The 16,422-nt window shown below is 73.5% G+C and carries 15 protein-coding genes; 10 read left to right on the top strand and 5 right to left on the bottom strand.

All coding sequences use genetic code 11. The annotated features are described in order from the left end of the window. Window positions 1-84 precede the first annotated feature (84 nt). From AB0C69_RS10120 to AB0C69_RS10100, 5 genes are read right to left on the bottom strand one after another with little or no spacing between them, the layout of a single operon-like run. The gene (locus AB0C69_RS10120) at window positions 85-1,737 is read right to left on the bottom strand and encodes a gamma-glutamyltransferase (RefSeq protein ID WP_360352174.1); all 1,653 of its coding nucleotides are present in this window, start codon (window positions 1,735-1,737) and stop codon (window positions 85-87) included. 25 nt (window positions 1,738-1,762) lie between these two features. Further along, window positions 1,763-2,656: a proline iminopeptidase-family hydrolase gene (locus AB0C69_RS10115; RefSeq protein ID WP_360352171.1), complete on the bottom strand. Its 894-nt coding sequence runs from the start codon at window positions 2,654-2,656 to the stop codon at window positions 1,763-1,765. Between the two features lie 55 nt (window positions 2,657-2,711). Further along, entirely contained in the window at window positions 2,712-3,377 is a 666-nt protein-coding gene (locus AB0C69_RS10110) for an XRE family transcriptional regulator (protein ID WP_345177370.1), read from the bottom strand. Between the two features lie 15 nt (window positions 3,378-3,392). Next, window positions 3,393-4,325, bottom strand: coding sequence for a 3-keto-5-aminohexanoate cleavage protein (locus AB0C69_RS10105; protein ID WP_345177372.1), 933 nt, complete (start codon window positions 4,323-4,325; stop codon window positions 3,393-3,395). Between the two features lie 29 nt (window positions 4,326-4,354). Continuing rightward, a complete protein-coding gene (locus AB0C69_RS10100) occupies window positions 4,355-5,110 on the bottom strand; it encodes an SDR family oxidoreductase (protein ID WP_360352167.1) in 756 nt (251 codons plus the stop codon). Between the two features lie 176 nt (window positions 5,111-5,286). On the opposite strand from AB0C69_RS10100, the gene AB0C69_RS10095 reads away from it, so the two are divergent. From AB0C69_RS10095 to AB0C69_RS10050, 10 genes are all read left to right on the top strand, one after another. Then, entirely contained in the window at window positions 5,287-5,904 is a 618-nt protein-coding gene (locus AB0C69_RS10095; protein WP_360352164.1) for an XRE family transcriptional regulator, read from the top strand. 190 nt (window positions 5,905-6,094) lie between these two features. Next, complete coding sequence (locus tag AB0C69_RS10090) at window positions 6,095-7,651, top strand: ABC transporter substrate-binding protein (RefSeq protein ID WP_360352161.1); 1,557 nt, start codon at window positions 6,095-6,097, stop codon at window positions 7,649-7,651. Beyond that, window positions 7,651-8,661, top strand: a complete 1,011-nt coding sequence (locus tag AB0C69_RS10085) for an ABC transporter permease (RefSeq protein WP_345177382.1) — start codon at window positions 7,651-7,653, stop codon at window positions 8,659-8,661. The genes AB0C69_RS10090 and AB0C69_RS10085 overlap by 1 nt, the downstream gene beginning before the upstream one ends. Continuing rightward, the gene (locus tag AB0C69_RS10080; protein ID WP_360352157.1) at window positions 8,658-10,535 is read left to right on the top strand and encodes a dipeptide/oligopeptide/nickel ABC transporter permease/ATP-binding protein; all 1,878 of its coding nucleotides are present in this window, start codon (window positions 8,658-8,660) and stop codon (window positions 10,533-10,535) included. The genes AB0C69_RS10085 and AB0C69_RS10080 overlap by 4 nt, the downstream gene beginning before the upstream one ends. Continuing rightward, complete coding sequence (locus AB0C69_RS10075; RefSeq protein ID WP_360352154.1) at window positions 10,532-11,572, top strand: ABC transporter ATP-binding protein; 1,041 nt, start codon at window positions 10,532-10,534, stop codon at window positions 11,570-11,572. Before AB0C69_RS10080 ends, AB0C69_RS10075 begins: the two co-directional genes overlap by 4 nt. After that, the gene (locus AB0C69_RS10070; RefSeq protein ID WP_360352151.1) at window positions 11,565-12,839 is read left to right on the top strand and encodes an amidohydrolase family protein; all 1,275 of its coding nucleotides are present in this window, start codon (window positions 11,565-11,567) and stop codon (window positions 12,837-12,839) included. Before AB0C69_RS10075 ends, AB0C69_RS10070 begins: the two co-directional genes overlap by 8 nt. Continuing rightward, window positions 12,836-14,122 (top strand): aconitase X catalytic domain-containing protein, encoded by a 1,287-nt coding sequence (locus tag AB0C69_RS10065; RefSeq protein WP_360352148.1) that lies wholly within the window; start codon window positions 12,836-12,838, stop codon window positions 14,120-14,122. Before AB0C69_RS10070 ends, AB0C69_RS10065 begins: the two co-directional genes overlap by 4 nt. Then, on the top strand, window positions 14,119-14,547 hold the full coding sequence (locus tag AB0C69_RS10060; RefSeq protein ID WP_353832601.1) for a DUF126 domain-containing protein: 429 nt from the start codon (window positions 14,119-14,121) through the stop codon (window positions 14,545-14,547). The genes AB0C69_RS10065 and AB0C69_RS10060 overlap by 4 nt, the downstream gene beginning before the upstream one ends. Further along, the gene (locus AB0C69_RS10055; RefSeq protein WP_360352144.1) at window positions 14,544-15,473 is read left to right on the top strand and encodes an ornithine cyclodeaminase family protein; all 930 of its coding nucleotides are present in this window, start codon (window positions 14,544-14,546) and stop codon (window positions 15,471-15,473) included. Before AB0C69_RS10060 ends, AB0C69_RS10055 begins: the two co-directional genes overlap by 4 nt. Beyond that, window positions 15,470-16,390, top strand: a complete 921-nt coding sequence (locus AB0C69_RS10050) for a cyclase family protein (protein WP_360352141.1) — start codon at window positions 15,470-15,472, stop codon at window positions 16,388-16,390. Before AB0C69_RS10055 ends, AB0C69_RS10050 begins: the two co-directional genes overlap by 4 nt. The last annotated feature ends 32 nt before the right edge of the window (window positions 16,391-16,422 follow it).

Genomic DNA, 16,422 nt, shown 5'->3' with positions numbered 1-16,422 from the left:
CCACCCCTGACCCCGCCCGCCGCGGGTGTGGCCGGCACGCCCACGCCTGGTGCGGTGGGACCGCGCCAGGCGTGCGCGTGCCGGTCAGAGGCCTGCGGCCTGGCCGGCGCGGCGGGGGCCGGCGGACGCGTGGAGCGTCCCCGTGTCGTCGCGCCAGGTCATGTGGAAGCTGCCCATCTGGTACTGGTACGGCGCCATCGGACGGACGAGGATCCCCATGCGGGCGACCTCCGCGACGACCTCGGCGGGCAGGCGGCTCTCGACCGTCACGGAGTAGTCGTCGGCGAGCGGCAGCATGCGGGGCGCGTCGTCGGCCGCGTACGGGTCCAGGCCGTGTTCGAGGATGCTCGTCATGACCTGCGGCACCGTGATGTGCGGGATGCCGGGCGTGCCGAGGGCGAGCCACGGGCGGCCGTCCCGCAGGAGCAGCGTGTTGCCGATGACCGAGCGGATCCGCCCCCCGCCGGTCAGCCAGCCGCCGAGCATGGCGGTCAGGCTGCTCGTCATGGTGCTGCCGATCATCGGGACGCCGCCGATGACCTGGCCCGGGACGCCTCCGCCCTGCACCGTGTTGACGAGCTGGACCCAGTTGCCCTGGGCGTCGACGACGCTCAGCTCGCAGCTGCCGACGGACTCGCCCGACCGGCCGGTCGCCTCGCCCAGCGCGCCCGGCGCCGAGGTGAGCCGGACGTGCTCGGTGAGGTCCACTTTGGTGCGGCTCATCCGGAGAACGGCGGCGAGCGCGCGGTGGTACTCCCGCGACATCAGCACGCTGCTCGGGTCCTCGAAGACCTCCGGGTCGTTGATGAACCCGGTCTCGTACGCGGCGCGGCGCAGCGCGTGCGCCATGTAGTACAGCGACTCGGGCGACTCGGCGTAGTGCCCGAGCTCGGCGACGCCCAGCTCGTGCAGGATGCCGAGGACCATCGCCGACATGACGGCCTGGCGCTCCGGCGGCGCCTGCTGGACGACCTCGACGCCGCCGTGCCGGTAGCGCAGGCCGTCTCCCCACCGGGGCTCGTCCTGGCGCATGTGCCGCATCTCGATCGGCCAGCCGACCTCGTTCGCCCGCTCGACGAACAGCCGCGCCCACTCACCGTCGATGAACAGGTCCGGCCCCTCGGCGGCCAGCTTCGTCAGCGTCCGGGCCAGCTCCGGCTTCCGCCACCGCTGGCCGGCCTGCGGGAGGTGCCCGTCGGGGGTGAAGTGGCGCCGCCCGGACGCGGTGTTCATGTACAGCTCGGCGCTGTGGCCGAGGACCAGGTGTTCGAAGGAGTCGACCTCGTGGCCCTCCTCGGCCCAGTGGATCGACGGCGCGCACAGCCGGTCCCACGGCCGCGACCCGAACCGCTCGTGCATCGCCTTGAGCCCCGGCATGAAGCCGGGGATGACCGCGCAGGGGCCCTCCGGGATCGCGGTGTACGGCCCCGACGAGATGGCGACCGGGCGGAACGGCGCGAGCCCCGGCACGATCGTGCCCATGCTGTTGAGCTCGTGGCACCGGCCCTGCTCGGCGTTCCAGAACAGCATCGTGACGGTGCCCGCGTGGCCGGTCATGTCCTGCTGGATCGTCGCGTTGAGCAGGCTTCCGACGATGGCCGCGTCGATGGCGTTGCCGCCCTCGCGCAGGATGTCGAGCATCGCGTCGGTCACCAGCGGGTGCGCGCTGGAGCACACCGCCTCCCGGCTTCGCGCCGTCGGTTTGGGGCCGATCCGGCCGACCTTGGTTTCGCTCATCGTCCCGTCCTTGTCGAGAGAGGGTTCACCGGCGCCGCGCCTCGACGTCGGTCAGGAACGCCGAGATCTCGGCGATGAAGGCGTCCGGCTCTTCGAGGAACGCCATGTGCGAGCTGTCGTCGAAGACCCGGAACCTGGCGCCCGCGATGCCGTCCGCCAGCACGGCCATGTGCTCCGGTGCGGCCTCGTCGTGGCGCCCGCAGGTGACGAGGGTGGGCACGCGTATCCGCGGCAGGCGCGGTGTGACGTCCCAGTCCGCGAGCGCGCCGGTGACCGGGCCGAACTCGCTCGTCCCCCACAGGGCCGCGTACACCTCGTCGCCGAAGCCGCCGAGCGCGTCCTTGAGCGGTGCGGGCCACGGCCGCGTCCGGCACATGTGCCGGCGGTTGAAGACGGCGAGGGCGTCCCGGTACTCGCGCGAACGGACCGTGCCGGCCCGCTCGTGCTCGTCGAGCGTCCGGACCACGTCCTCGGGAAGCCGGGCGCGCAGCGCGCGGACCCCGCCGATCCAGCTCGCCACGCTCGGCGGAGAGCTGTTGAGCAGGAGAGAAATTGGCGGAACGGGCGGGTCGCCGAGCGCGTACTCCAGGGCGAGCCATCCGCCCCAGGAGTTGCCGAAGAGGTGGAACTCCTCCAGGCCCAGGGCCGCCACGACCGCCCGCAGCTCCTCGACGAAGTACGGGATCGTCCACGACGGCCCCGGCGGCCGCCGGCCGGACTCCCCGCAGCCCGCCTGGTCGTAGAAGACGACTTCCCGGTCGGCGCCCAGCCGGGCGAGCGGCGCCAGGTAGGAGTGCGGCAGGCCGGGCCCGCCGTGCAGGCACACGATCGGGGTCCGGCCGGGGGTGCCGGCGCGCCAGTACGCGACGGAGCCCTGCGGCATGGAGACGAAGCCGGTCGGCTTCTCGGAGAGGTTCACTGGCGTTTCCCGACGACCGTAGGGACAGGGTGAAGGGTGCGCGCCGAGACCTCTTCTAGTACGAGGCGGGCGTCTGCACCCAGAGCAGTTCCGACGAACCGCGGGACAGGTTCTGGCTGCCGTGGACGTCCTTGCCGGGGAAGGTGAGGCTGTCCCCGGCGGACAGGCGGTGGGTCTCCGACCCGACGGTGATGGCGACCTGCCCCTTGAGGACGAACACGAACTCGGTGTCCGCGCCGTGGGCGAACAGCTCCGGGCCGGTCCCGCCGCCGGGTTCGAGCTTCACCCACAGCACTTCCAGGCATCCGCTGGCGTCCGAACTGACCTGGGCCTCGGTGATGCCGCGGTCCGGGTACTCGTACGCGGCGCGTTCGTCGTGCCGGACGATCTGGCTGCGCGACAGCGTCGCCTGGAACAGGTCGCCGATGTGGGCCCGCAGCGCCTGCGCGATGCGGACCAGGGTCGGCACCGAGGGCGACGCCGTTCCGTGCTCGACCTGCGAGATGAACGCCGCCGACACGCCGGCCTGCTCGGCCAGGTCGCGGACCGCCATTCCGCGCTGGGTCCGCAGGCTGTTGATGTTGCGGCCGAGCAGCGTCTTGACGGCGTCGGCGTCACCGTCCGGCGCCTCGTCGCCGCGGGCCCCCTCGGCGGGCGGACCGCCGAAGTGGCCGGGGCGCTTGTTGCCGCTCTGGTGATGTGCCGGCGGTCGAGCAGCCAATGCGCTTCCACTCCTCTATGAGGCCTTGTACCAGGGTCCGAGCTCGCTGCGCAGCGCGTCGGGCGTCGCGATCGGCCTGGCCAGCAGATCGGCGAGGCCGGTGGCGACGTGGACGAGTTCCGCGTTGCTCTCCGCCTGCCGGTCGCGGCGGACCCGGATGTTGTCCTCCAGGCCCACCCGGCAGTCGGCGCCCCACGACAGCGCGGTCGCGACATGGCGGAACTCGCCCGGGAAACCGGTCGCGGCCACGCTGAGGCTCGCAGCGTCGGGTCCGAGGATACGGGCGGCCGCCTGGGACAGCATGAAGAAGTCGTCGAGGGCGTTGCCGGCGCCGCCGAGCACGCCCAGCACGAGCTGGATCCGCACGGGCCCCTCGAGGGTGCCCTCGTCGAGCAGGAAGCGGATCATGGACAGGTGCCCGAGGTCGTAGGCCTCCAGCTCCGGCGTCACGCCCAGGTCGCGGAACTCGGCGGCGAAGCGGCGGATGGTGCCGAGCGTGTTGGTGAACACGCCCTCGCCGGACTTGTCCAGGACCTCCTGCTCCCAGGCGTGCCGCACCTTCGGCCAGCGCGCCCTGTCCGGGAAGCCCTCGTAGTTCATCGTCCCGAGGTTCAGGGTGCCGATCTCCGGCCGGCAGGCGCGGATGCCCGCCAGGCGCTGCTCCTCGGGCATCCCCGGGGTGCCGCCGGTGCTGATGTTGATGACGGCGTCGGACCGCTCGCGGACGCCGGCCACGATCTCGCGGAACAGGCCGGGGTCGCCGGAGGGGCGGCCGTCGGGCTCGCGGGCGTGCAGGTGGACGCACGTGGCGCCCGCCTCGGCGGCGGCGACGGCCTCCTCGATGATGGCCTCCGCGCCGCACGGGATGTGCGGGCTCTGGCTCGGGAGGACGTCGCCGCCGGTCACGGCGGCGGTGAGGACGCACGGCTCGTACTTGTCGCGCAACATGGCTGATCCCTTCGGTAACGGTGGGTACTTCAGGACGCGAGCGTGCCGAGGTCCGCCGGTAGGCAGACGCCGGTCACCGCGGAGGAAAGATCACTGGCGAGGAACGCGAAGAGGGCGGCGACCTCGTCCGTGCCGATCAGGCGTTTGACGGGCTGGCGGTCGAGCATCAGCTCCAGCACCTGCTCGCGGGTGAGGCCGCGCAGCGCCATCTGCTCCGGCAGCTGGCGCTCGACCATCGGCGTCGACATCCAGCCGGGGGCGACCGCGTTGACGGTCAGTCCGTGCGGCGCCCCCTCCAGCGCGGCGACCTTGGTGAGGCCGTTGACCGCGTGCTTGGCCGAGACGTAGGCGGCCTTGAACGGCTCGGCCACCAGGCCGGAGACGGAGGAGGTGATCAGGACGCGGGACGCCGGGCGGCCGGTCAGCTCCGCCCAGGCGGCCTTCATGGCCAGGAACGGGCCCTTGACCATCACGTCCATGAGCCGGTCCCACTGCTCCTCGGGGAACTCGGGGATCGGCGCGACGAACTGCACGCCGGCGTTGAGGACCAGCACGTCGAGGCGCCCGTGGCGGCGCAGGGCCTCGGCGACCATGAGCCGGTTGCCATCGGCCGTCGCCACGTCCGCGACGAAGTCGCAGGCGCCGCCCTCGGCCAGGTCGACGCCGACGACCTCGGCGCCCGCCCGGGTGAGGGTGCGGCAGATCGATTCGCCGAGCGCGCCGGCCGCACCGGTGACCAGGGCGACCCGGCCGGTGAGCAGACCGCTCAGGGAGGTTTCGAACACGCTGGTCAGCGCCCCCTCGCTCGTCGTGGCGGTTCACCACATCGTTACTGTCACTTAGGGGGCGTAAGCTATACTTACGTCGAGAAGGGCGTCAAGGACGAACTCGTTCCCGACGCCGGCGCTTCGCGCTGTTCAATATATTGACGCCACCTGCCCGGGTCGGGCAGGCTGTCACCATGCCGCGCAGCGCAAGGCCGACAGAGGCCGGTAGACCGGGCGACCCGACGCCGCCGACGCCGCCGACGCCGTCCATGGCGGTCGTGGGCAACCTCGTGCGCGAGCTGCGCCGCGCCGCCGGCCTCAGCATCGCCGCCCTCGCCCAGGCCTCCGACCTGAGCCCCGGCCTGCTGAGCCAGATCGAGCGCGGCCAGGGAAACCCCTCCTTCACGACGCTCGTGAAGCTGTCGCAGGCGCTCGACGTGCCGGTCGGCCGGTTCTTCCTCGCCGACACCGAGGCCGGCGCCCTGGTCCGCGCGGGCACCCACCGGCGCCTGCTGCTGGCCGACGAGAACCTCGAGTACACCCTGATCACGCCGCACATGAACGGACGGCTCGGCATGATCAAGGCGCAGGTCGCCGCCGGGTGGAGCAACGAGAGCGCGCCGTTCGAGCACCCCGGCGAGGAGTGCATCCTGATCACCGAGGGCGAGCTGATGGTGTCCATCGCGGGCACCGTCCACACGCTCTACGAGGGCGACTCGATCACCTACGACTCCGGCCTGTCGCACTGGTACCGCAACGCCACCGACCGCAACGCCGTGCTCGTCGGCGCAATGACCCCACCGTCGTTCTGACATACGGAACACCCAGGCGCAGCCGTTCCGGCTGCGCCTGATTCGTGCGTTCAACATATTGACATCGGATAGCCGGATCGTCACCATGGCCGACACAAGTTCACTTTGATGAACACGGCCAGGCGCCCGGCTCCCGGGGCACCGCACCTCCCATCCGGCACATCACCGAAGGACCACCATGAGAATTCGAATGGGGCATCGGGCAGTCGTCGCGAGTGTCTCCGTCACCGCGGCCCTCGCCGCCGGTTGCGGCGGAGCCTCGGACTCCGCCGCCAAGGCGCCGCCGAACGTCACGAACGGCGTCGTCTCCATGACCCTCGACGGCCCGGTCAGCAGCTACGACCCGACCCAGGCGAGCACGTTCCAGGACTCCGTCGCCCTCGCCGCGCTGTACGACACGCTGGTCGCCTTCGACCCGTCCGGGAAGCTCGTCCCCGGGCTGTCGGACACCTGGAAGTCCACCCCGAAGACCGCCACCTTCCACCTCCGGAGAGGCGTCACCTGCTCGGACGGCACGGCGCTGACCGGCGCGATGGTGGCGGCGTCGCTGAACCGGCTCTTCGATCCGGCGACCAAGGCGCCGCTCGTGCGCCAGGCGATCGGCCCGGGCAACTCGGCGAAGGCGACGTCGACCGCCGACTCGGTGACGATCACGCTGGCGAAGGCGTGGTCGGACCTGGTGCCCGGAATGACGGGGCCGTTCGCCGGCATCGTCTGCCCGTCCGGCATGAAGGACCCGTCGAGCCTGCGGACGAAGTCCGCCGGCACGGGCGCCTTCGTCTCCGAGTCGCAGGTCACCGGCTCCAGCTACACGCTGACCCGGAGGCCGCAGTACGCGTGGGGCCCGGCGTACGCCGGCCGGACGGCGGGCGAGCCGCCGAAGAAGCTGGTGCTCAAGGTCGTGGACGACGAGAACACCCGGGCCAACCTGACCTCCACCGGCGAGCTCCAGATCCCCTCGTTCACCTCCAACGCGTGGGACCGGTTCAAGTCGACCGGCGGGATCACCGTCCGCACGTCGCCGCAGTCCGACACGATGCTCGTCTTCAACGAGACCGCCGGCCATCCGACCGCCGAGCGCGACGTCCGGCTCGCGATCGCCCAGGCCTTGGATCGTTCCGTTCTGAACAAGGTGCAGAGCTTCGGCTCCGGCACGCTGATCTCCAGCCTCGGCCGCCCCACCTACGAGTGCTTCGACAGCGGCTCGAACGCCCTGGTCCCCAAGTACGACGCGGCCGCTGCGGCCAAGGCCCTCAAGGGCGTGAAGCTCCAGGTCATCGGCACCAACATCCTGGCCGGCGGCGCGGCCAACGACCAGGTCATGTCCGCGCTGCAGGCCGCCGGCGCCTCCGCGACGGTCCGCACCATGGACAACCAGGCGTGGGTGTCCGACCTGTTCAGCGGCAAGAACGACTGGGACGTCACGATCTTCGTGTACGGCAACCGGCTGTCGAGCTTCCTGCCCGTCGGGCAGTTCTTCGTGCACGACGCACCGCCGAAGGGCCTCAACATCGGCGCGACGAACAACCCGGAGGCGGCACGGGCCTACGACCGGGCCGCGACCGGCTCGGCCGAGGAGAAGTGCGCCGCGCTGACGACCTTCCAGCAGTCGCTGCTGCGCAACGTCGACGTCCTGCCGCTGGCCACCGCGCCGGTGCACGTCCTGTTCGCGGGCGGCACGAGCGGCAGCGTCGTCAACGGGTTCGCGGTGCCGGCCTCGATCCGCGTCGCCAAGGCGGGCGGCTGATGGTGCCGACCGCCGCCGGCGCGTCGGTGGCGAGCCGCGGTCTCGCCCGGCGGGTGGCCGGTTCCCCGTGGACCGGCTACCTCGCCCGGCGTCTCGGCGGCGTCGCCGCCGTGCTCGCCTTCCTCGTCGTCGTGACCTTCATGATCGTTCGCTGGGTGCCGGGCGATCCGGCCCGGCAGATCGTCGGGCTGACCGCCGGCGAGGAGGAGGTGCGGCAGGTCCGCGAGCGGCTCGGGCTGACCGAGCCCTGGTGGCGGCAGTTCGGCTCCTACCTCGGCGGGCTGGCGCACGGCGACCTCGGCGCCTCCTTCACCACCGGCCAGCCGGTGTCGGCGATGCTCGCCCAGCGGCTGCCGCTCACGATCGCGCTGGCGACGAGCGCGCTGGTCGTCGTGCTGGCCGTGGCGATACCGCTCGGCACCGCCGTCGGGGTCGCGCAGCAGCGCGGACGCGCCCGCGCCGCGACGTCGTCGTTCGGCGTCGGCGCCTCGGTCCTCGGCGCCATGCCGGAGTACGTCGCCGGGACCCTGCTGGTCTTCGTGTTCGCGCTGACCCTGCGCTGGCTGCCCGTGCAGGGCGGCGCGGGGTTCACCTCGATGATCCTGCCCGCCCTGTCCATCGCCATCGCGCCGGCCGCGGTGCTCACCCGTCTGGTGCGCAACGAGACCGCGACGGTGCTGTCCCAGGACTACATCACGATGGCGATGAGCAAGCGGCTGACGAACACGCGACTGCTGCTGCGGCATGTGGTCCCCAACGTCGTGACCAGCACGCTGACGCTCGGCGGCCTCATCCTCGTCGCGCTGCTCGGCGGGACGGTCGTCGCCGAGAACGTCTTCAACATGCCCGGCATCGGCTCGGAGATCGTCCGCGCGATCGTCAAGCGCGACTATCCGGAGGTCCAGGGGATCATCCTCGTCCTCGGGCTGGTCGCCGTCCTGATCAACCTGATCGTCGACGTCGCGCTGGGCCTGCTCGATCCGCGAGTGCTGACGAGGACACGCTCATGAGACGCAACCGGCTGCCGGCGCCGCTCGTCGCCGGCCTCGTCCTGGCCGCCCTGATCCTGGTGGTCGCCGTCGTCGCGCCGATGCTGTGGCAGGGACGCGCCGACGCGCTGACCGCCGACATCCGCCAGGGTCCCTCCGGCGCGCACTGGCTGGGCACCGACGCGCTGGGGCGCGACGTGTTCTGGCGGACCGTCGTCGCGACGCGGCTGACGGTCGAGATGGCGACCGCCGCCACCGCGATCGCCGCGGTGCTCGGCACGCTGCTCGGAGCGGGGATCGCGGCCGCCGGACCGGCCGTCCGCGCGGTGGGCGACCGGGTCATCGACCTGCTGCTGTCGTTCCCGCCGATCATCATCGCGCTGACGTTCACCGCGATCCTCTCGCCGGGGCGCGCCTCCGTGGTCGGCGCGCTCGGCCTGGCGTTCTGCCCGCAGTTCGCGCGGCTGACGAACCGGCTCGCTCTGTCGGTGAACCAGCGGGACTACGTCGCGGTCGCGCGCCTGCTGGGCGTCGGCCGGGTCCGCGCCCTGACCCGGCACGTGGTGCCGAACATCGCCGCGCCCCTGCTCGTGCTCGTCTCGGTGGGGTTCGCGACCAGCGTGCTGACGGTCTCCGGGCTCAGCTTCCTCGGGCTGAGCGTCCAGCCGCCGGCGTACGACTGGGGCAGCCTGCTGGCGAGCGGGCTGCGCAACATCTACGACAATCCGGGCGAGGCGCTCGGCCCCGCCCTGGCGATCCTGGTCACCGGACTCGCCGCCGGCCTCGTGGGCGACGGGCTCGTCCGGCACCTGGATCCGCGCGGGGCGCCACCGCCGCGGCGGACCGCACCCGCCTCCGCACCGCCGCGCCGAGCACCGGCGGGCCGGGCGCCGTCCGGCGGCGCCGGGCCGGAACGCGCCGCGGCGGCGTCCGTCCAGGGCCTGTCGGTCCGCCGGCCCGACGGCCGGGAGCTGATCCACGAGGTCTCGCTGACCGTCGGCGCCGGAGAGATCGTCGGCATCGTCGGCGAGTCCGGCTCCGGCAAGAGCCTGACCGCGCTCGCGCTCGCGCGGCTCCTCCCCCGCGAGCTGGACTGGTCGGCGGAGCGCCTCGACGTCGGCGGCATCGATCTGGCCGACCCGGCGAAGGCCCCGCCCGCGCGGCTGGCCACCGAAGTCGGGATCGTCTTCCAGGACCCGTCGAGCAGCTTCAACCCCGCGCTGCGGATCGGCACCCAGCTCACCGAGGTCCTCCGGGCGCACACGAAGACGTCCCGGCGGCAGGCGGACGCGCTCGCGGTCGCCCGGCTGACCGAGACGCGGGTGTCCTCGCCCGAGCTGCGGATGCGCCAGTATCCGCACGAGCTCTCCGGCGGCATGCGGCAGCGCGCGATGATCGCCGCGGCGATCATGCACGAGCCGAAACTGATCATCGCCGACGAGCCGACCACCGCGCTGGACGTCACCGTGCAGGCGGACGTGCTGCGCCTGCTGAAGCAGATCAACCTCGCGCACGGCACGGCGATCCTGCTCATCTCGCACGACATCGGCGTGGTGTCCGCGCTCTGCGACCGGGTCGGCGTGATGTACGCCGGGCGCGTCGTGGAGGAGGTGTCGGTGGAGGACCTCCGCCGGCGCGACGTACGGCACCCCTACACCCGCGCCCTCCTGGCCGCCTCGCCCGACGCGGCGACGGACCTGGACGGCGCCCGGCTCGTGCCGCTTCCCGGACGCGCCCCGTCCGCCGAGGCCCGGGGCGCGGGATGCGCCTTCGCGCCCCGGTGCCCGCTGGCCACGCCCGTCTGCGCCGAGGTCGTTCCCGCGCTGGTCGCCGAGCCCTCGGGCAACGCGGTCGCCTGCCACGCCGAGACACCGACCCCGGAGGTCCGGACATGACCCACACCGACGAACCGGGCGACACCGTGCTGAGCGCCGAGGGGGTTTCTGCCGGTTACGGCGCGCGCTCCCGCAACGTCCTGCACGACGTGAGCGTCGCGATCGCCCGCGGCCGCACGATGGGGGTCGTGGGCGAGTCCGGCTCCGGCAAGTCGACGCTGGCCCGGGTGCTGGTAGGGCAGCTCGCCCCGGCCCGCGGCGTGGTCCGCCTCGACGGGGCGGACGTCCACCGGCTGCCGCGCGGGGAGCGCTTCGCGGCCCGCCGCCGGATCCAGCTGGTCCCGCAGGACCCGTACTCCTCGCTGGATCCCCGCATGTCCGTCGGGCGGGCGCTGGCCGAGGCGATCGACCCGCGCGGGCGGCTGCGCACCGGCAGGCACCGGGAGCGCATCGCCGAGCTGCTGGAGTCGGTCGCGCTCGACGCCTCCGCCGCGCGGCGGCTGCCGCACGAGTTCTCCGGCGGACAGCGCCAGCGCATCGTCATCGCGCGCGCCCTGGCCGCCGAGCCCCGGGTGGTGATCGCCGACGAGGTGACCTCCTCGCTCGACACCTCGGTGCAGGCCGAGATCCTGGAGCTGCTGCTCGACCTGCAGAGACGGCTGGGGCTGACCTACGTCTTCATCACCCACGACCTGGCGGTCGCGCAGTACATGTGCACCGACCTGAGCGTGCTGTACCTCGGCACACTGGTCGAGCAGGGGGCGACCGACGTCCTGTCCCGCCCGGGCCACCCCTACACCGAACTGCTGCGCGACAGCCGTCCCGATCCGAGCGGCCGGTCGCTGCTGGCGCCGGCCGGCGGGCTCACGAGCGAGGACGTCGCCGACCCGGCGAATCCGCCGTCCGGCTGCGTGTTCCACCCGCGCTGCCGGTACGGGCCGCGGACCCACAGGGACCGCGGCCGCTGCGCGGTGGAGCCGCCGGTCCTCCGGGACGTCGCACCGCACGCGCGCAGGACGGCGTGCCACTACCCCATCGGGCCGGCCACGCAGAACCGTGCCTCGCAGGACCCCGCCGAGGACGGTAGCGGTGAGTGAGCGCCTGCCCGCGGGCCCGGCGGCCTTCCTGATCCGGGACGTGAACCTGATCGACGGGCACGGCGGGCCCGGCCGCCCCGGCCTCGCCGTGGTCGTCGACCGCAGGCGGATCGCGTGGGTCGGCCCGGCGGAGTCCGCGCCGTCGTTCCCGGCGCACGCGATCGTCCACGGCGCCGGCCACAGCCTGCTGCCGGGGCTGATCAACTCGCACGTCCACCTGTCCGCCGACGCCGGGCCGGACTTCACCCGGCAGATCGAGTCCGACTCCCTGCCGCTCGCCGCGCTGAAGAGCGCGGCGACGGCCGCGCTGACCCTGCGGACCGGGGTGACCAGCGTCCGCGACTGCGGCGCCGCCGACGGGGTCGTGATCGAGGTCGCCAAGGGGATCGACGACGGCCTGATCCCGGGGCCGCGCGTCAGGGCCGCCGGGCGGGTGATCACGATGACCGGCGGGCACGGCCACTTCATCGGGCGCGAGGCCGACGGGGTGGACGGCGTCCGGGCGGCGACCCGCGCCGAGCTCAAGGCGGGCGCCCACTTCATCAAGGCGATGGCCACCGGCGGCGTCCTGACCTCGGGGGTGGATCCCGGGAACACCGCTCTGGTGCAGGAGGAGCTGGCGGTCGCGGCGCAGGAGGCGCACAACGCGGGGCGGAAGATCACCGTGCACGCCATCGGCAACCAGGGGATCAAGAACGCCCTGCGCGCGGGCGTCGACTCGATCGAGCACGGCATCCGGCTCGACGACGAGGCGCTCGAACTCGCCGTCGCGCGGGGCGTCTACCTCGTGCCGACGCTGCTCGCGGTGGCCTCGATCGTGACGGCCGGGACCGGCGCGGGCATGCCGCCCTGGGTGCACGAGAAGGCCGCCCGCGAGGCGGAGCGGCACCGCGAGAGCTTCGTCGCCGCGGTCCGCTCCGGCCTGAAGATCGCGGCCGGCACCGACGCGGGCACCCCGTACAACCCGCACACGGACCTGGTCCGCGAGCTGGAGCTCATGGTCCGGTACGGGCTGACCCCGCCCGAGGTGATCCGCGCGGCCACCCGCAACGCCGCGGAGAACATGGACGTCCTGCACGACACCGGCACGGTGGACGTGGGCAAGCTCGCCGACCTGGTGCTGGTCGAGGGCGATCCCGCCGCCGACATCGGCGCGCTGGCGCGGATCCGGCTGGTCGTCAAGGACGGCCGGATCGTCCACGAGAGCGCGGAGGCGGGCGTGGGCGCACGAGCGGGCGAGAGCGCACGGGTGGGTGAGGCATCATGACGCGCGCGATCCGCGATCCGGCGCTGACGGGCGAGCAGCGGGCGATGCTCGCGGGCGACCGCGGCGACGGCGCCGCGCTGGCCATGCGGGTGATCGTCCGGCTCGCCCGCGCGCTCGGCGCCGACCGGCTGATCCCGATCGACTCGGCGCACGTCGACGGCTGCCTCTTCCACGGGCAGGTGGGGATCGACCTGGTCGAACGGCTGATCGCCGGGGGCGCGCGGACCGCCGTCCGGGCGACGCTCAACGTCGGCTCGCTGGACCTGCTGCACCCGGGCGTGGTGCGCGGCGACCCCGGCGAGCGGGCGGACGCCCGGCGGCTGATGGACGGCTACGTCGCCCTCGGCGCGAAGCCCACGTGGACCTGCGCCCCGTACCAGCTCCCGGAGCGGCCGGCGTACGGCCGGCACGTGGCGTGGGCGGAGTCGAACGCCATCGTGTTCGCCAACTCGGTCCTCGGAGCCCGTACCGACCGCTACGGCGACTTCGCCGACATCTGCGCCGCCGTCACGGGCTTCGCCCCGCTCGTGGGCCTGCACCTGGACGAGAACCGCGCCGGTCAGGACCTGTTCGACTGCTCGGGGGTGCCCGCCGGGACGTTCGAGACGGACGTCGCCTGGGCGGCGCTCGGGCACCTGGTCGGCCGCCGGTCGGGGACCCGGGTCCCGGTGCTGACCGGGCTGCCCGGCGGCGCGGACGAGGACCGGCTGAAGGCGTTCGGCGCCGCGGCGGCCTCGGCCGGGGGCGTGGCCCTGTTCCACGCGGTCGGCCTGACGCCGGAGGCGCCCGACGCCGCGACCGCCTTCCGCGGCCGCGCCGCCGAGCGGCGCTTCGAGGTGACCGCGGCGGACCTGCGCGCGGCGCGCGACGAGCTCACCACGGCGCCGGACGGGCGGCTCGACGCGATCAGCGTCGGCACCCCGCACTTCTCGGCGGCCGAGTTCCGCGCGCTCGCCGCGCTGCTGTCCGGCGGGCCGCCGTTCGACGCGGGCGTCGAGTTCTGGATCTCGACGAGCCGGGCCGTCCTCGCCGAGGCCGAACGCACCGGCGACGCGGCGGTCTGCCGCCGTGCCGGAGCACGGATCCTGGTCGACACCTGCACCTACATCGCCCCGGTCCTGCGGGCGTCGGCGCGCGTGGTGATGACGAACTCCGCGAAGTGGGCGTGGTACGCGCCGACCAATCTCGGCATCGACGTGGTCTTCGCCTCGCTCGCCGAGTGCGTGCTGTCCGCCCGCGCGGGCCGCGTGGTCCGCGACCCCGCGCTCTGGGAGGCGTCGTGATCGGGACACCGCTCAGCCCGGGGCGGGCGACCGCTCCCCTGCTGCTGCTGGACGAGCCGCTGTCGTTCTGGGGCGGCAGCGACGTGGCGACCGGCGAGATCACCGACGTCCACCATCCGCAGCGCGGGGCCCGCGCCGCCGGCCGGGTGCTGGCCTTCGCCGCGAGCCGCGGGTCGAGTTCGAGCTCCACGGTGCTCGCCGAGCAGATCAGGCGCGGTGCCGCCCCGGCGGCCGTCCTGCTCCGCCGCCCGGACGCGATCGTGGCGCTCGCGGCGATCGTGGCCCGCGAGCTCTACGCGATCGAGATGCCCGTCGTCGTGCTGTCCGCCGGCGACTTCGACGCGCTCCCGCGCACGGGCACGGTGACGGTGGCGGCGACGGACGAGAGCGCCGAGGTACGGATCGAGGAGGCGGGACGGCGATGAGCATCGACGGGATCGGCCCCGAGCGGATGCGGCGGCTCGCCGACGCGCGGCACCTGGTCGACGCGCTGGAGCGGGCGCTGCTCGGCGGCCTCCGGCCCGCGGACGAGCAGGGACGCGTCTCCCGGCCGACGAGCCACGGCGAACTGCTGCTGATGCCGTCGCAGGTCAGCGGCCACGTCGGCGTCAAGGTGCTCGGCCTGGCACCGGGCAACCCAGCCCAGGGGCTCCCGACCATCTCCGGGCTGTACCTGCTGATGGACGCCCGTACGCTGCGGCTGGTGGCCACGCTGGACGGCGGGGAGCTCACCCTCCTGCGGACCCCGGCCGTGTCCGCCCTCGCCGCGCGGCACATGGCGGCCCGGCCGATCCGCACGGCCGTGGTGTTCGGCAGCGGGCCGCAGGCGCTCGCCCACATCGAGACGTTCCACGCGCTGCACGGGCTGAGCGACGTGGTCGTCGCCGGACGTGATCCCGAACGGACCGGGCGGCTCGTCCGCCGCTGCGCCGACGCCGGCGTGCGCGCCCGCGCCGGATCGGCCCGCGACGTGCGCGGGGCCGACGTCGTGCTCTGCTGCACCAGCGCCCGCGAACCGCTGTTCGAGGCGGAGCTGCTGGCCCCGCGGACCGTGGTCGTCGCCGTCGGCTCCCACCACCCCGACGCCCGCGAGCTGGGCGACGACGTCATGGCGGGCGCACACGTCGTGGTCGAGTCGCGGACGGTCGCGACGACCGAGGCCGGCGACGTGGTCCAGGCGCTCGGCCAGGGGGCGATCGAGGAGACCGGCCTGATCGAACTGGCCGACCTCGTCCGCGGGGAGGCCCCCATGGACGACGCGAGACCGAGGGTCTTCAAGAGCGTCGGCATGGCCTGGGAGGACCTGGTCGTGGCGGTCGCGCTGCACGAGCGCGAACGGGCGCCGCGATGACCTCCGAGGACTTCCGCCGGATCGGCGCCGAGGTCAGCAACTGGGGCCGCTGGGGCGCCGGCGACGAGCGCGGCACCACCAACCTCATCACGTCGCGGGAGATCGTGGAGGCGGCGCGGCTCGTGCGCAAGGGAGCGGTGTTCGACCTCGGGGTCCCGCTCGGAGCCGACGGCCCGCAGGCGTTTCCCGGCCGTATCAACCCGCTGCACATGATGACCGAGACCGGCACGGGTCAGGACTACCCCGGCGGTGCGAAGTGGTCGGACGACTACGTGGTCATGCCGCTGCAGGCCGGAACGCAGTGGGACGCGTTCGCGCACGTCTGGTACGACGGCCGGCTCTACAACGGGTTCGGCGAGGACGAGGTCGGCCCGCACGGCGCGGCGCGGTGCTCGATCGACGCCCTCGGCGGCGGGATCGCCGGGCGGGGCGTCCTGCTCGACGTCGCCCGGCACGCCGGTGTCGACTGGCTGGAGGGCGGCCACGTGATCGGCCCGGAGACGCTCGACGCCGTCGCGGAACGGCAGGGCACCGAGATCCGCGCGGGTGACGTCCTGCTGGTCCGGACCGGGTGGTGGAGGAAGTTCGCGGTCGAGCGGGACGCCGCCGGGTGGATGAGCACCGAACCCGGGCTCGGCCTCGACTGCGTGCGGTGGATCCGCGACCACGACCTCGCGGCGCTGGGCATGGACAACTGGGGCATCGAGGTGGCGCCCGGAGAGGACCCCGCCGTCACCAGCCCCGTGCACTGCGTGCTGCTTCGCGACGTCGGGATCCCGCTCGGGGAGATCTTCGACCTGGAGGCCCTCGCGGAGGACTGCGCGGGCGACGGCGTGCACGAGTTCTTCTTCGCCGCACCGCCGCTGAAGGTCACCGGCGCCGTCGGCTCGCCCGTGAACCCGCTCGCGCTGAAGTAGGCGCCGGGGGCATCGCGCCGTGTCCGGCCACC

Origin of the sequence: Actinomadura sp. NPDC048032 (genome assembly GCF_040653175.1) — a bacterium.
Taxonomy (GTDB): domain Bacteria; phylum Actinomycetota; class Actinomycetes; order Streptosporangiales; family Streptosporangiaceae; genus Spirillospora; species Spirillospora verrucosospora.
Note: the sequence above shows the minus strand (reverse complement) of the source record. Positions and strands in the feature narration are given on the sequence as shown.

Excerpts from the sequence above, each read along its gene's own strand:
- AB0C69_RS10120 (WP_360352174.1), bottom strand. The coding sequence starts at position 1,737 with ATGAGCGAAACCAAGGTCGGCCGGATCGGCCCCAAACCGACGGCGCGA.
- AB0C69_RS10105 (WP_345177372.1), bottom strand. The coding sequence starts at position 4,325 with ATGTTGCGCGACAAGTACGAGCCGTGCGTCCTCACCGCCGCCGTGACC.
- AB0C69_RS10095 (WP_360352164.1), top strand. The coding sequence starts at position 5,287 with ATGCCGCGCAGCGCAAGGCCGACAGAGGCCGGTAGACCGGGCGACCCG.
- AB0C69_RS10090 (WP_360352161.1), top strand. The coding sequence starts at position 6,095 with ATGGGGCATCGGGCAGTCGTCGCGAGTGTCTCCGTCACCGCGGCCCTC.
- AB0C69_RS10085 (WP_345177382.1), top strand. The coding sequence starts at position 7,651 with ATGGTGCCGACCGCCGCCGGCGCGTCGGTGGCGAGCCGCGGTCTCGCC.
- AB0C69_RS10080 (WP_360352157.1), top strand. The coding sequence starts at position 8,658 with ATGAGACGCAACCGGCTGCCGGCGCCGCTCGTCGCCGGCCTCGTCCTG.
- AB0C69_RS10075 (WP_360352154.1), top strand. The coding sequence starts at position 10,532 with ATGACCCACACCGACGAACCGGGCGACACCGTGCTGAGCGCCGAGGGG.
- AB0C69_RS10065 (WP_360352148.1), top strand. The coding sequence starts at position 12,836 with ATGACGCGCGCGATCCGCGATCCGGCGCTGACGGGCGAGCAGCGGGCG.
- AB0C69_RS10055 (WP_360352144.1), top strand. The coding sequence starts at position 14,544 with ATGAGCATCGACGGGATCGGCCCCGAGCGGATGCGGCGGCTCGCCGAC.
- AB0C69_RS10050 (WP_360352141.1), top strand. The coding sequence starts at position 15,470 with ATGACCTCCGAGGACTTCCGCCGGATCGGCGCCGAGGTCAGCAACTGG.